At 66.2% G+C, this 14,178-nt stretch carries 11 protein-coding genes and 1 tRNA gene; 7 read left to right on the top strand and 5 right to left on the bottom strand.

What is annotated here, in order from left to right; all coding sequences use genetic code 11:
- Window positions 1-18: 18 nt before the first annotated feature.
- A complete protein-coding gene (locus tag ACR80S_RS14440) occupies window positions 19-1,281 on the bottom strand; it encodes a tyrosine-type recombinase/integrase (protein ID WP_435403623.1) in 1,263 nt (420 codons plus the stop codon).
- Between the two features lie 349 nt (window positions 1,282-1,630).
- Window positions 1,631-2,494, bottom strand: a complete 864-nt coding sequence (locus ACR80S_RS14435; RefSeq protein ID WP_435403622.1) for a YicC/YloC family endoribonuclease — start codon at window positions 2,492-2,494, stop codon at window positions 1,631-1,633.
- Between the two features lie 147 nt (window positions 2,495-2,641).
- Between ACR80S_RS14435 and rph the strand changes: the two genes are divergently transcribed.
- Window positions 2,642-3,379: a ribonuclease PH gene (rph, locus tag ACR80S_RS14430; RefSeq protein WP_435401560.1), complete on the top strand. Its 738-nt coding sequence runs from the start codon at window positions 2,642-2,644 to the stop codon at window positions 3,377-3,379.
- A gap of 124 nt (window positions 3,380-3,503) precedes the next feature.
- Here rph and ACR80S_RS14425 read toward each other — a convergent pair whose 3' ends face one another.
- Entirely contained in the window at window positions 3,504-4,271 is a 768-nt protein-coding gene (locus ACR80S_RS14425; protein WP_435401559.1) for an exodeoxyribonuclease III, read from the bottom strand.
- A 92-nt stretch (window positions 4,272-4,363) separates the two neighbouring features.
- Between ACR80S_RS14425 and pyrE the strand changes: the two genes are divergently transcribed.
- The 4 genes from pyrE to rep all read left to right on the top strand — a co-directional run bounded on the left by pyrE (window position 4,364) and on the right by rep (window position 8,384).
- Window positions 4,364-5,062: an orotate phosphoribosyltransferase gene (pyrE, locus tag ACR80S_RS14420; protein ID WP_435401558.1), complete on the top strand. Its 699-nt coding sequence runs from the start codon at window positions 4,364-4,366 to the stop codon at window positions 5,060-5,062.
- A gap of 78 nt (window positions 5,063-5,140) precedes the next feature.
- Window positions 5,141-5,695 (top strand): YfaZ family outer membrane protein, encoded by a 555-nt coding sequence (locus ACR80S_RS14415; protein ID WP_435401557.1) that lies wholly within the window; start codon window positions 5,141-5,143, stop codon window positions 5,693-5,695.
- Between the two features lie 101 nt (window positions 5,696-5,796).
- Entirely contained in the window at window positions 5,797-6,288 is a 492-nt protein-coding gene (gene trmL, locus ACR80S_RS14410; RefSeq protein WP_435403621.1) for a tRNA (uridine(34)/cytosine(34)/5-carboxymethylaminomethyluridine(34)-2'-O)-methyltransferase TrmL, read from the top strand.
- A complete protein-coding gene (rep, locus tag ACR80S_RS14405; protein WP_435403620.1) occupies window positions 6,285-8,384 on the top strand; it encodes a DNA helicase Rep in 2,100 nt (699 codons plus the stop codon). The genes trmL and rep overlap by 4 nt, the downstream gene beginning before the upstream one ends.
- A 70-nt stretch (window positions 8,385-8,454) precedes the next feature.
- Here the strand turns inward: rep and ACR80S_RS14400 are convergent, their stop codons facing one another.
- Window positions 8,455-9,327, bottom strand: a complete 873-nt coding sequence (locus ACR80S_RS14400; protein ID WP_435403619.1) for a c-type cytochrome — start codon at window positions 9,325-9,327, stop codon at window positions 8,455-8,457.
- Between the two features lie 257 nt (window positions 9,328-9,584).
- Here ACR80S_RS14400 and ACR80S_RS14395 point away from each other — a divergent pair.
- Together ACR80S_RS14395 and putA are read left to right on the top strand one after the other, a co-directional pair.
- A tRNA-Arg gene (locus tag ACR80S_RS14395) sits at window positions 9,585-9,661 on the top strand.
- A gap of 281 nt (window positions 9,662-9,942) precedes the next feature.
- A complete protein-coding gene (gene putA, locus ACR80S_RS14390) occupies window positions 9,943-13,608 on the top strand; it encodes a bifunctional proline dehydrogenase/L-glutamate gamma-semialdehyde dehydrogenase PutA (RefSeq protein ID WP_435403618.1) in 3,666 nt (1,221 codons plus the stop codon).
- Window positions 13,609-13,738: 130 nt separating this feature from the next.
- On the opposite strand, the gene ACR80S_RS14385 is transcribed toward putA, so the two are convergent.
- Window positions 13,739-14,170, bottom strand: a complete 432-nt coding sequence (locus tag ACR80S_RS14385) for a PAS domain-containing protein (protein WP_435401553.1) — start codon at window positions 14,168-14,170, stop codon at window positions 13,739-13,741.
- Window positions 14,171-14,178: the final 8 nt, after the last annotated feature.

Raw genomic sequence — 14,178 nt, 5'->3', positions numbered from 1 at the left:
CCCCCTGGGGATGCGCGCTTATGCTATCGCAGTTCTGGCATCGTTTTTTGAGCGTGCCTTTGGTAAACCGTTGATGTCAGGCCCAACCAAGGCTGCAACCTTGGCAAGGGCCTCTGTCCGCTCCTCGAAGTAGTCATGGCGGTCGTAGACGCCCTCGATGCCCCTGAGCTTGTGATTCAGGCAGCGCTCGGCGACATGGCCCGGGACGCCAGCGGCAGCTAGCAAGCTGCGGCAAGTGCGGCGCAGGTCATGCACTGTGAACTCGGCGATGTCGCCCATCCTGTTCTCTGGCTGTTGCTTCTTTCCGGGTTCCTTGCCGAACAGCTTGGCAATAGCGCGATTCAGGGTGTCCTTGCCCATGTGGGGCCGTTTGCTGCTGCGGCGGCTGGGAAAGACGTAGGGTGAGCCACAAGCGCGGATCTTGAGTTCTTCCAGCCAGCTGACAGCTTGTGGAGGCAGGGGAATGGCGATACCCCGGCCTGTCTTGCTTCGCCCACCGGAGAGGTTCCATCGCTTACCCTTCAGGTCAAATTCTGACCACTGGGCCTCGGTCAGCTCGGTCTTGCGCACCCCCAGGACGAGCAGCAGGGCACAGGCGAGGTAGTTGTCGCGGGTGAAGCTCTCCCGGTTGTCCCTGAAGATTTGAAAGACATGGTGGATCTCATCGACGGTGAGGGCGCGGTCACGGCTTTTCTCGATGCCGCCGGCATCGTTGACGCTGAAGGCTGCTGCCGGGTTGTAGGTGAGTAGCCCCAGCTTGATGGCGTGATTGAACAGCTGCTTCAGGTACATCAGGGTGTCGTTGGCGATGGCCGGACGCCCGCTGCTGGCAACCTTGCGGATGATGCCGCGCACGTCCATGGGGGTGACCTTCTCTAAGGCCTGGTGCCCAATGGACGGGGCGACCTCCTTTTCGAAGATGCGCTTGGGGATGCGGGGATGCTTCAGTCGCTTCTCCAGGTCGTGGTACCAGTCGTCGAACAGTTCCCTGACGGTGTGGATCAGGATCTGCTCTTCTCGCCTGCGTTCCTCTACGGGGTCGACGCCGTCGCGGATGGCTTTCTGGGTCTCTGCAGCCTTCAGGCGGGCATTAGCCAAGGAAAGGTCACCGCACTTGTCCAGCGTCAGCTCACGGCGCTTACCAGCGAGCGTGTACCGATGCATCCAGTAGGGAGTGCCCTTTTTGGGGATCATCAGGTACAGGCCGCTTCCATCGCTGTAGCGGCCAGGCTCACCGTTTTTGATCAGGGACTGGACCTTTTTGGTTGTGAAATTCCCCATCATCTCCTCCTGGCAAGTGCCATCAAAAATTTGAAACGAATGTTTGAGTTCTTGGCGGCCAAGGTCGGGTATCGCTCATCAACTACATGATTAGACAGTCTTTGGCGCCTGGCTTGCAGGGGAGGGCTGTTACTGGAAAGGATGGCCATGCCCGGGAATGAGCGTTTGAAGTGGGGAGTACCCATGGGTGAATTTCACCTTTTTGTGGGGAGTACCTCAGTGTACTCCCCATTGTACTCCCCATTTGGCGCGGGCTTAAGCGAGATCTTCGTAGACGACCGTAGACAATGGATGCATTATTTTGCTTTAGAAATATAGAGTTATGGATTTTTGTGGATGAGCGTGGACCTCACTCGATGTTCTGGATCTGCTCGCGCATCTGTTCGATCAGCACCTTGAGCTCCACCGCGCAGCGGGTGGTGCTGGCCACCACCGACTTCGAGGAGAGGGTGTTGGCCTCGCGGTTGAGCTCCTGCATCAGGAAGTCCAGGCGGCGTCCTACCGGCCCCTGCTGCGTGAGCTGGCGCTCTACCTCGGCGACATGGGTGGCCAGGCGATCCAGCTCCTCGTCCACGTCGGCTTTCTGGGCCAGCAGGGCCAGCTCGGCCTCCAGGCGCTGGGGGTCGAGCTCTGCACGCACCGTTTCCAGGCGCTCCAGCAGCAGGCTGCGCTGGCGCTCCAGGATCTGCGGCATCAGCGTGCGCACCTCGGCCACCTGGGCGTTGATGGCGACGAGCCGCTCGCGGATCAGCTCGGCGAGCTTCTCGCCCTCCCGGGCGCGGCCGGCCACCAGGTCATCCAGCGCGGCCTGGAAGAGGGCGAGGGCGGCGGCCTTGACGCTCTCCGGGTCCGGCCCGCGGCTCTCCAGCACGCCGGGGTAGTCGAGCAGCGCCAGGGCATCGGGTGTGCGAGTGTCGGTCACGGCCTGGCGCACCTCATCCAGGACGCGGGCCAGCTCGGCCAGCCGCGCCGGGTTCACGCTGAGCCCCTCGGCCGCACCGGCGGCCTCGAAGCGCAGGGTGCACTCGACCTTGCCGCGGGCCAGCTGCTGGCGCAGCGCCTCGCGGAAGGCCGGCTCCAGGTCGCGCAGGCTCTCGGGCAGGCGGAGGTGGGGCTCCAGGTAGCGCTGGTTCACCGAGCGCAGCTCGAGCTGCAGGCTGCCCCAGTCGGCGGCGTGCTCCTGGCGGGCGAAGGCGGTCATGCTGTGCACCATGGCGAAGGCTCCCGGGGTGACGCGGATGAACTGTCGGACGTGGCGCAGTGTACCCGATTCGCCGGCAGGGCTGCCCCAAGGGTGTAGAATGGCCGCCAACCGTGATTCCTGTGCGTTTCAGACCCTACCCGACCCAGATGAGGTAATATGTCCAGTCCGTTTCGACGCCCCAGCGGCCGTGCGCCCGACCAGTCCCGCGAGATTCGCCTGACCCGCGATTACACCCGCCATGCCGAGGGTTCGGTGCTGGTGGAGTTCGGCGATACCAGGGTGCTGTGCAACGCCAGCGTGGAGCCTGGCGTGCCGCGCTTCCTGCGCGGCAAGGGCCAGGGCTGGGTGACCGCCGAGTACGGCATGCTGCCCCGCGCCACCCACACCCGCAGCGGCCGTGAGGCGGCCCACGGCAAGCAGGGCGGCCGCACCCTGGAGATCCAGCGCCTGATCGGCCGTTCGCTGCGCGCTTCACTGAACCTGAAGAAGCTCGGTGAGTTCACCATCACCGTGGATTGCGACGTGATCCAGGCCGACGGTGGTACCCGCACCGCCTCCATTACCGGCGGCTGCGTGGCGCTGATGGACGCCATCCGCTACCTGCAGCGCAACAAGCTGATCAAGGGTGACCCCTTCAAGCAGTTGGTCAGCTCGGTGTCGGTGGGCCTGTTCAAGGGGGTGCCGGTTGTGGATCTGGATTACCCCGAGGACAGCGGGGCGGACACCGACATGAACGTGGTGATGGCCGAGGACGGCAGCCTGATCGAGGTGCAGGGCACCGCCGAGAAGGGGACCTTCAACCGCGCCGAACTCAACGCCATGCTCGAGCTGGCCGAGAACGCCGGCGTGCAGCTTTTCGACCACCAGCGGGAGTCGCTGGGCATTCCGCGATAAGCGGTGAAGCCGTGAAGCGGATGTCGCCGGATCAGCCTGGCAAGATTCCCTAAAACATCACGCCGGCCATGATGGCCGGCGTGATGCGTTCCGGCGGGCCGGAACGGCGACGAAGGGCGGTGACTCAGAGTGGCAGGTCGTACTCGACGATCAGCGGGGCTGACTCCGAGAAGGTGGCGTCATAGTCGATCCAGGCGTCGACCACATGACGGCGGAAGTCGGGGCCGACCACCTGATAATCGATGCGCCAGCCCTCCTGGCGGGAGCGCGGCACCTCCTGGTCGAGCTTCGGCCACCAGGTGTACTCGCCGGTGTCGCGGTTGATCTCGCGGAAGGTATCGATGAAGCCGGTGGGGCCGAACACCTGGTCCATCCAGGCACGCTCCTCGGGCTTGAAGCCGGGGGTGTCCTGGTTGTCGGCCCAGTTCTCCAGGTCGATGGTCTTGTGGGCGATGTGCCAGGTGCCGCAGATGATGTACTCGCGGCGCTTGCGGGCCATCTTGCTCAGGTATTCCTGATACTGGGCCATGAAGGCCTGCTTGGCGGCGAAGTCGCTGCCGTCGGGCATCAGGAAGCTGACGATGCTGAAGCGGTCATAATCGGCCTGCAGGAAGCGCGCCTCGTGGTCGCACTGGGGGAAGCCCAGCCCGTACATGATCGCCTTGGGAATCTTCCGGCAGTAGAGCCCCACCCCGGAGAAGCCGTCCTGCTCGGCGTCGAGGAAGTAGCCCTCGTAGCCTTCCGGGTAGAGGATGCTGTCGTCCAGCTCGAAGCTCTTGGCCTTGAGATTCTGGACGCAGACGACATCGGCATCCTGGTTGGCGAGCCAGTCGAGAAAGCCTCGACCGACCGCCTCCCGGATGCCGTTGACATTGATCGTGGCAATTTTCATACGTGGTCCCTTTACCGTCGCGCGTGTATGATACCCGACGTTTCGACGTTTGGGTAAAGGGCCCGCGCCAATAAAGATGATAGGAGCCACCCGTGGAGCACTCCGGCACGCCTGCGCTGCAGGACTACCAGCGTGAATTCATCGAGTTCGCCATCGACCAGGGGGTGCTGCGCTTCGGCGAGTTCACCCTGAAATCGGGCCGGGTCAGCCCCTACTTCTTCAACGCCGGGCTGTTCCGCACCGGTGGTGCCCTGGCGCGTCTGGGCCGCTTCTATGCCCGCGCCATCGTCGACCGTGCGCCCGCCTTCGATGTGCTCTTCGGCCCCGCCTACAAGGGGATTCCCCTGGCCACCACGGCGGCGGTGGCGCTGGCCGACCACCACGGCCGCGACCTGCCCTACGCCTTCAACCGCAAGGAGGCCAAGGCCCACGGAGAGGGCGGCAACATCGTCGGTGCCGAGCTTGCCGGTCGTGTTCTGATCATCGACGACGTGATCACCGCCGGCACCGCCATCCGTGAGGTGATGGCGCTGATCGAGGCGGCCGATGCCCGCGCCGTCGGGGTGGTGATCGCCCTGGATCGCCAGGAACGCGGTAGCGCTGAAGGTGAAGGCAAGGCCCTGAGCGCGATCCAGGAAGTGGAGGCGCGCTACGCCATGCCGGTGATCAGCATCGTGACGCTGGACATGGTCCTGGCCTATCTTGAAGAGCATGCCGGCGATGCGCTACGCCTCCACGCCGCTGCCATCCGCGACTATCGCACCCGCTATGGCGCCGCCCCCTCGGAATGACGGCGCTTGCGCTACACTGCAGTAAAGCTATACAAATATCGTACAAGGCAAGTTCATCGCACAGGCAAGGAGAGCGAGATGAAATCGACACTGACGCTGCTGGCCGGTCTTGCCCTGCTGGGCACTGCGGGTATTGCCCAGGCCGCAAGCCTGGACCTCAACCTGGGGCCGGATGCGGTGCAGTTCGAGGCCACCGGCGAGGTGGTCGACGGCATCAGCCTGGGCGGTGGGGTGGTGCACAGCGAGTATCGCGAGGACGCTACGGTGTTCCACGCCCAGCTGATGGGCACCGACCACACCCGTGATCGTGACGTGGGTGTGGGCGCACGCTGGACCCAGTACGACACCGATCATGGCAAGGGCGGCGGCCTGGGTCTGGGTGGCTATGGCTATGTCTATCTGCCCAACCTGCCCGAGGTCTCCCTGGGAGGCTATGGCTTCTATACCCCCAGCGTGGTCTCCAGCCGCGACCTGGAGGACGGCTACGAGGTCGGCGTACGCGCCCGCTATGCCTTCGCGCCCAACGTGGATGGCTATCTGGGCCTGCGTCAGCTGGGTGCCGACTTCGACAACGACAGCGGCTCCCGCACCCTGGATCGCGGCGCCCAGGTCGGCGTGCGTCTGCGCTTCTGAGCGCTCTCGCCGCATACCGCCGCCAATGATCGCGGGCCCCGTCATGGGGTCCGCCTGCGTGACACTCGGGCCTTGCACAAGGGCTTTCGCCGGAACCTGCCATGCTCGATGTCGTCCTCTACCAGCCCGAGATACCCCCCAACACCGGCAATCTGATCCGGCTGTGCGCCAATACCGGCTTTCGCCTGCACCTGATCGAGCCGCTGGGCTTCGTGCTGGACGACAAGCGCCTGCGCCGCGCCGGGCTCGACTACCACGAGTGGGCGGCGGTGCGGGTTCACCGCGACTGGGAAGCTTACCTCGAGGGGGCGGCACCCGAGCGGGTCTTCGCCGTGTCGACCCGGGGGGGGACCGGCTACCATGAGCCGTTCTATGGCGAGGGCGACGCGCTGGTATTCGGCCCCGAGACCCGCGGCCTGCCCCAGGCGTTGCTCGATGGGCTGCCCGAGACCCAGCGTCTACGCATCCCGATGCGCGAGGGCAGCCGCAGCCTCAATCTCTCCAACGCCTGTTCGGTGCTGGTCTATGAGGCCTGGCGACAGCTGGGCTTCGCCGGCGCGGCCACGGTGGCCCCCGCGAGGCCCGCCCAATGACGTATCCCTCCCCCCCTCCGACCACCATCCAGCAGCGCCTGGCCGCGTTGAACCCCCGCCAGCAGGAGGCGGTGCGCTACATCGACGGCCCCTGCCTGGTGCTGGCCGGCGCCGGCTCCGGCAAGACCAGCGTGATCACCACCAAGATCGCCTACCTGGTCCAGGCCTGCGGCATGAGCGCCCGGCGCATCGCCGCGGTGACCTTCACCAACAAGGCCGCTCGGGAGATGAAGGAGCGGGTGGGCGCCATGCTCAAGGGGCGCGAGGGGCACGGGCTGACCGTCTCCACCTTCCATACCCTGGGGCTCAACATCATCCGCCGCGAGCTCAAGTCGCTCGGTTACCGGCCGGGCTTCTCGCTCTTTGACCCCGAGGACGCCAAGGCGCTGCTGCGCGACCTGATGCAGAAGGACGCCCAGGTGGATGCCGAGGCGATCAACTCGGTGCAGCACCAGATCTCGGCGTGGAAGAACGACCTGGTGCTGCCGGCCCAGGCCATGTCCCATGCCGCGGAGGATGATGAGCTGTTCGCCGCCCGGGTCTATGAGGCCTACAACCGTCACCTCAAGGCCTACAACGCGGTGGACTTCGACGACCTGATCCTGCTGCCGGTGGTCCTGCTGCGCGACGACCCCGAGGCCCTGGCCCGTTGGCGCAAGCGCATCCACTACATGCTGGTGGACGAGTACCAGGACACCAACGTCAGCCAGTACCAGCTGGTGCAGCTGCTGATGGGCGAACGTCAGACCTTCACCGTGGTGGGCGACGACGACCAGTCGATCTACGCCTGGCGCGGCGCGCGCCCCGAGAACCTGGTGACCCTGGGCGAGGATTTTCCACGCCTTCAGGTGGTCAAACTGGAGCAGAACTACCGCTCCACCGGCACCATCCTGCGTGCCGCCAATACCCTGATTGCGAATAACCCCCACGTCTACGAGAAGACCCTGTGGTCGGACATGGGGGAGGGGGCGCCGATCCGGGTGGTGGTCAACCGCCATGAAGAGGCCGAGGCGGAGCGGGTGGCCAGCGAGATTCTCACCCGGCGCATCAAGGAGCGGGCCGAGTGGCGCGACTTCGCCGTGCTCTACCGCGGCAACTTCCAGGCCCGGCTGCTGGAGCTAAAACTGCAGCATTACCAGATTCCCTACAAGCTCTCCGGCGGCACCTCCTTCTTCTCTCGCAACGAGATCAAGGACGCCATGGCCTACCTGCGGCTGCTGATCAACCCCGCCGACGACAACGCCTTCCTGCGCATCGTCAATGTGCCGCGCCGCGAGATCGGGCCCGGCACCTTGGAGAAGCTCGCCAACTATGCCAATGACCCGGTCACCGGGCGCGGCATCTCGCTGTTTGCCGCCTGTCACGAGCTTGGCCTCGAACAGCAGCTGCCGATCAGAGCCGTCGAGAGGTTAGGAAGATTTACCCACTTTATCGACGGGGTCCGGCGGCGCATGGATGGCGGAGACGCCATCGCCGCCATCCGCGACATGCTGCGCGAGATGGACTATGAGGCCTGGCTCTACCAGAACGCCAGTGCGCCCACCATCGCCGAGCGGCGCATGGCCAACGTCTGGATCCTGATCGACCAGCTCGAGAAGTCGATACAGGCGGACCCGGAGGAGAGGGCGGACGAGAACTTCGCCTCCGTGGAGACCGAGACCGACGACGTGCAGGCCGCCATCTCGCGGCTGGTGTTGCGCGACATCCTGGAGCAGCAGGCCGAGGAGGATGACTCCGACCGGGTGCAGCTGCTGACCATGCACGCCTCCAAGGGCCTCGAGTTCCCCCACGTCTACCTGATGGGGCTGGAGGAGGATCTGCTGCCCCATCGCAATGCCATCGAGGCCGGCACGGTAGAGGAGGAGCGTCGCCTGGCCTACGTGGGCATCACCCGGGCGCGTCGGACCCTCACCCTGACCCTGTCGCGCCAGCGCAAGACCTTTGGCGAGCTGATGGACTGCGCGCCGAGCCGCTTCCTGGATGAGCTGCCCGGGGAGGACCTGGAATGGGAAGGCCGGCCGGACCGAGAGGATCCGGAGAAGAAGCAGGCCCGCGGCCAGGACGCCATCGCCGGACTGCGCTCTTTACTCGGCTGAGGGCTCCCTGGACCCCAGACGCAAGCGGGGCGCCCTGAGGCGCCCCGCTTCTTTTTTCCGGCAGGAAGACTTACTCCACCGCCTCGACCATGAAGTCCACCGCGGCCTTCACATCGTCATCGGAGAGGCTCATGTTGCCGCCCTTGGCCGGCATGGCATTGAAACCGTTGATGGAGTGGTCGTAGAGGGTCTCCATGCCCTGCTCCAGGCGTGCGCCCCAGGCATCGGCATCCCCTTTGATTGGGGCGCCGGCGGCACCGGTCATGTGGCAAGCCATGCAGGCCTGATTGTAGATCGCCTCGCCATCGATGCCGGCGTGGGAGGGCTCGTCGTCGGAGGCGCTTGCCTCGGCAGCGGCATCATCCGCAGCCTCATCAGCGGTAGCCTCTTCCTCGGCTGGCGCCTCGGCTTGGGCCTCATCAGCGGCGGGCGCTTCCTCGGCAGCAGCCTCTTCGGCCGGAGCTTCCTCCACGGGCGCCTCATCCCCGCCACCCAGTTCCGGCACGTCCATCACCGGTTCCATCAGGTAAGCGGTAGCCGCGGCGACTTCGTCATCCGACAGGTTGGGGTTGCCTCCGCGGGCCGGCATGGCGTTGAAGCCGTTGATAGAGTGGTCGAGCAGGGTATCCCAGCCCTGATCGATGCGGGCCGCCCAGGCATCCTCATCGCTGCGCACCGGAGCACCGGCGGCGCCGGTCTCGTGGCAGGCCATGCAGACGCGGTTGTAGATGTCGCCGCCGTCGATACCGCCTCCGTTGGCCGCCGCCGGGGCGGCGTCGGCAGAGGCCGCGGTGCCGCAGTCCTCGCCCTGCAGGCAGAGCTGGCCTGCCGGCTTGAGACGCTCGGCGATGGCGTCACGGTCGACGTTGGCCTGGGCGGTAGCCAGGCCGGCGGTCAGGCCCAGGGTGGTCAGGCACCCCATGATCAGCTTGCTGGATTTCACTCTCACCACCTCTTGACGGTCCTGTTGAATTATTCGCGGCGCTGGCTGGGTTGCCGGCGCGATTACGCCGTGACGCGCATGCCGTGACGCGTACCTTATTTAGTAACCTTCAGTATACCGGCATCCCGGGCGGCAGGAAAATGCCGAGCCCCCCGCCATTGGCATGAGACGGCTCGGAGCGGCGGCCGGCCCGCGCTGGACAGGCGCTAGCGTGGCGGTTAGGATATTGACCGCCTGGTGCCACCACCGGGCAATGCGCGCCCATAGCTCAGCTGGATAGAGTACTGCCCTCCGAAGGCAGGGGTCGCAGGTTCGAATCCTGCTGGGCGCGCCACGAATTCAAGGGCTTGCGACACTGTCGTAGGCCCTTTTGCTTTTCCGTGGCCACGACTCCGTGACCACGTCGTACCACGTCGAGCCAGCCATCCCCGTCCGCTGTCCGGCTCAGTCCCGCCCTCAGAGCCCTGCACGTCGTCCGTTGATTGAGTGTCAATGGACAGTGGGCGCAATTCCGGCCGGGACGCCTACTCTAGTCGAATGCCTTTCAACTGATGACGGCATCTTAGCCTGTGCATCGAAGATGCGTTTTAAGTCGCTAATCGTAGGGTATCGAACATGAACGAAGCCAACCTTCATCTACAGGGTGACGCAAGCGAGACCCGCGCGCGTATCCGCGCCAACTATGCCGCCGCCGAGGCAGATGTACTGCACGAGCTTGTCGAACGACTCAAGTTGTCGGAGGACGACCGCCGCAAGGTGGCCGCCGTCGGCGCCAATTACGTGGAGCGTGTGCGCAAGGAAAAATCGCCCTCGATGATGGAGGCTTTCCTGGCCGAGTACGGGCTCTCGACCGCCGAGGGCGTCGGCCTGATGTGCCTGGCAGAAGCGCTGCTGCGCGTGCCCGATGCGGAAACCATCGACGATCTGATCCACGACAAGATCGAGCCGTCCGACTGGGGCGCGCACCTGGGCAAGTCCTCGTCATCGATGGTCAACGCCTCGACCTGGGCGCTGATGCTGACCGGCAAGGTGCTGGAAGAGGACCCCAAGGGCCCGGCGCGGGCGCTGCGCGGCCTGGTGCGCCGCATGGGCGAACCGGTGGTGCGCACCGCGGTCGGCCGCTCGATGAAGATCCTTGGGCGCCAGTTCGTGCTCGGCCAGACCATCGAGGAGGGCATGAAGAATGCCCGCGAGCTTGAGAAGCAGGGCTACACCTACTCCTACGACATGCTGGGTGAGGCGGCCCGCACCGACGAGGATGCCGTCCGCTACCACGAGGCCTACGCCAAGGCGATCACCGCGATCGCCAAGCAGGCCAAGGGCGACGTGCGTGGAAGCCCCGGCATCTCGGTGAAGCTCTCGGCGCTGCATCCGCGCTATGAATATACCCACCGCGACACGGTGATGGCGGAGCTCGTGCCTCGCGCACTGGAATTGGTGCAGCAGGCGGCCAAGGCCAATATCGGCTTCAACATCGACGCCGAGGAGCAGGACCGGCTGGACCTGTCCCTCGACGTGATCGAAGCGCTGATGTCCGACCCCAGCCTCGACGGGTGGGACGGCTTCGGGGTCGTGGTGCAGGCTTACGGGCGCCGCGCCGCGCCGGTGATCGAATCGCTCTACGAGCTTGCCGAGCGACTCGACCGTCGGATCATGGTGCGGCTGGTCAAGGGTGCCTACTGGGATACCGAGATCAAGCTGTCCCAGGAGATGGGGGTCGAGACCTTCCCGGTCTTCACCCGTAAGGTCAATACCGATGTCAGCTACATGGCCTGCGCCCAGATGCTGCTTGACCGGCGCGACCGCATCTATCCGCAGTTCGCGACTCACAACGCCCATACCTGCGCCGCCGTCGTCGCCATGGCCGGCAACGACAAGGACAGCTTCGAGTTCCAGCGCCTGCACGGCATGGGTGAATCGCTGCACCACATCGTCAAGGAGTCGGAGGGGACACACTGCCGCATCTACGCCCCGGTCGGCGCGCACCGTGACCTGCTGGCCTACCTGGTGCGGCGCCTGCTTGAGAACGGCGCGAACTCCTCCTTCGTGAACCAGGTGGTGGACAAGTCGATCCCCACCAGCGAGGTCGCTCGCGACCCGGTGGCCGAGATGCAGTGCCTGGGTGACGCCATGTCAAGCCCGTCGATTCGCCAGCCCGGCGAGCTCTTCGCCCCTGATCGCAAGAACTCCCGGGGCTACCGGATCAACGAGCCCGCCTCGATCCTGCCGCTGCTGAAGGCGCGCGAGGCGTTCGCCGACACCACCTGGACCGCCGGGCCGATGCTTGCCGGGAACCCGGCCCCCCAGGGACCGGCCCGCGATGCCCTGTCTCCCGCCGACGGCTCGCGCGTGGTCGGCCAGGTGCATGAGGCGACCCCGGCCGAGGTGGCAGCCGCCCTCGATGCCGCCGAGGAGGGCTTTCGCGACTGGTCGGCGCGTCCGGCGGCCGAAAGAGCCGAGGTGCTGCGTCGCACCGCCGATCTCTACGAGGAGCACATCGCCGAGCTGACCGTGATCACCACGCGCGAGGCCGGCAAGATGATGTTCGATGGCATCGCCGAGGTGCGTGAGGCGGTGGATTTCCTGCGCTACTACGCCAACGAGGGCGAGCGGCTGGAGGCGGAGGAGCCCGGCAGCGCCCGCGGCATCTTCGTCTGCATCAGCCCGTGGAACTTCCCGCTGGCCATCACCACAGGCCAGATCGCCGCGGCGCTGGTGGCCGGCAACGCGGTGCTCGCCAAGCCCGCCGAGCAGACGCCGCTGATCGCCGCCCGCGCCGTCGAGCTGATGCGCGAGGCCGGCCTGCCCGAGGCGGCACTCCAGCTGCTGCCCGGCGACGGGCCGACGGTGGGCGGCCCGCTGACCAGCGATCCGCGGATCGCCGGGGTGTGCTTCACCGGCTCGACCCCTGTGGCACAGATCATCCACAAGGCCATGGTGCAGAACGCAGGACCGGATGCGGTGCTGATCGCCGAGACCGGCGGCCTGAACTCCATGATCGTGGACTCCACGGCGCTGACCGAGCAGGCGGTGCGCGACATCCTGATCTCCTCCTTCCAGTCAGCCGGCCAGCGCTGCTCGGCGCTGAGGATGCTGTACGTTCAGGAGGAGGCGCGCGACCGTCTGCTCAACATGCTCGACGGGGCCATGGATGCACTCACCATAGGCGATCCCTGGAATACCGACACCGACGTTTCGCCGGTGATCGACGCCGACGCCCAGGCCGAGATCAGCGACTATGTGGCGGCGCATGAAAAGGCCGGCAAGGTGCTGAAGAAGCTGCCCGCGCCGGACGTTGGCACCTTCGTCACCCCGGCCGTGGTCGAGGTCGGGGGGATCGGGGATCTCGAACGCGAGATCTTCGGCCCGGTGCTGCACGTGGCCACCTTCAAGGCGCGGGACATCGACAAGGTAGTCGACGCCATCAATGACAAGGGGTACGGGCTGACCTTCGGCCTGCATACCCGGATCGACGACCGGGTGCAACAGATCGTCGAAAGACTCCATGTTGGCAACATCTACGTCAACCGCAACCAGATCGGCGCCATCGTCGGCTCCCAGCCCTTCGGGGGCGAGGGCCTCTCGGGTACCGGACCCAAGGCGGGCGGCCCCCTCTACGTCACCCGCTTCCGCCGCACCGGCGCCGTGGAACGCCACGATGCGCCGAAGGGGGATGCCGTGACGCTCGGCGATCTCCAGTCGGCCCTCGATGGGCTGGACGCGCGCAATTGGGCGGCGCGCCCCGACCGGGTCGAAGTGCTGCGCAAGGCGCTCTCCGGCAAGGGCGGGCTGACCCGCAAGGCCCTCAACGAGACCGCGGCCCTGGACATGACACCGCAGACCCTGCCGGGGCCGACGGGGGAAAGTAACCGCCTGGCGCTGTATCCGAAGGGAGCGGTGCTCTGCCTCGGGCCGACCCTGGATATCGCTCTCGCCCAGGCGGCGCAGGCGCTGGGTGCGGGCTGTGCGGCGGTGCTCGTCGCCCCGGGCGCGAAGCAGTCCGTGGGGCCGCTGATCAAGGCAGGGGCGCCCGTCACCGCGCTCGATGGTAGCGTCTCGGCCGACACGCTGAGCGAGGTCAGGGGCATCGCGGCGGTGGCTGCGGCCGGCGCCAGCGACTGGACCCGCGAGCTGCGCCTCGCGCTCGCCCAGCGTGACGGTGCCATCGTGCCGCTCGAGACCCAGACCATCTCACCGGAACGCTACGTGGTGGAACGCCATCTGTGCATCGACACCACGGCGGCGGGGGGTAACGCCAGCCTGCTGGCGACGGCCGAGTAGACTCGAGCCGAGAAGCTCGACTCCGCGAAGCAGGAGGGCCTGTTTTCCCACCAGCACGCCGGGGCCTTGAGCCCCGGCGTTCTCCATCACGCCTTGGCTGCCCCCTGAGCGGCAGTTCCCGCTCGCGTCGTCAGCGCGTGCCCGGCTGCCCGAGGCGCTGCTCGCTGGCCTGACGGGCCTCCAGGATCTCCTTGTCGAGGGCGTGCTTGCGGGAGAATTCCTGCAGTGTCAGCAGGATGAGGTGACCCCCCTGGTAGCGAATGCGCCGGCCGCTGCACAGTACCGGCAGGGGGACCCCTCCGGGAATGGTCAGCTCAAGATGAATCTCCTCCGCTCGGCTTCCTACGGCAAGGCGGTAGGCCAGCAGACCTAGATAGAGAACCCGGGCCGTCGGCGTGAAGAGTTCGCTGGCGGGGCGGCCGACCAGGGCGGCGGGGGGCTCTGCCATCCAGTTGGCCAGGGTGCGGTTGGCGACCAGGATGATGCCGTGCTCGTCGACCACGGCGTGGCCGGTGGGGGAGAGATCCCAGAAGTGGGCCAGCTCGACGGGGCCTATGGGCATGCGGTGCC

Source organism: Halomonas salsilacus (genome assembly GCF_051216275.1).
Lineage (GTDB): Bacteria > Pseudomonadota > Gammaproteobacteria > Pseudomonadales > Halomonadaceae > Halomonas.
This window is presented reverse-complemented; position numbering and strand designations above follow the sequence as displayed.

What these genes read in the sequence shown, in the direction of transcription:
- ACR80S_RS14440 (WP_435403623.1), bottom strand. Translation starts at nt 1,281, where the DNA reads ATGGGGAATTTCACAACCAAAAAGGTCCAGTCCCTGATCAAAAACGGT.
- ACR80S_RS14435 (WP_435403622.1), bottom strand. Translation starts at nt 2,494, where the DNA reads ATGGTGCACAGCATGACCGCCTTCGCCCGCCAGGAGCACGCCGCCGAC.
- rph (WP_435401560.1), top strand. Translation starts at nt 2,642, where the DNA reads ATGTCCAGTCCGTTTCGACGCCCCAGCGGCCGTGCGCCCGACCAGTCC.
- ACR80S_RS14425 (WP_435401559.1), bottom strand. Translation starts at nt 4,271, where the DNA reads ATGAAAATTGCCACGATCAATGTCAACGGCATCCGGGAGGCGGTCGGT.
- ACR80S_RS14415 (WP_435401557.1), top strand. Translation starts at nt 5,141, where the DNA reads ATGAAATCGACACTGACGCTGCTGGCCGGTCTTGCCCTGCTGGGCACT.
- trmL (WP_435403621.1), top strand. Translation starts at nt 5,797, where the DNA reads ATGCTCGATGTCGTCCTCTACCAGCCCGAGATACCCCCCAACACCGGC.
- rep (WP_435403620.1), top strand. Translation starts at nt 6,285, where the DNA reads ATGACGTATCCCTCCCCCCCTCCGACCACCATCCAGCAGCGCCTGGCC.
- putA (WP_435403618.1), top strand. Translation starts at nt 9,943, where the DNA reads ATGAACGAAGCCAACCTTCATCTACAGGGTGACGCAAGCGAGACCCGC.
- ACR80S_RS14385 (WP_435401553.1), bottom strand. Translation starts at nt 14,170, where the DNA reads ATGCCCATAGGCCCCGTCGAGCTGGCCCACTTCTGGGATCTCTCCCCC.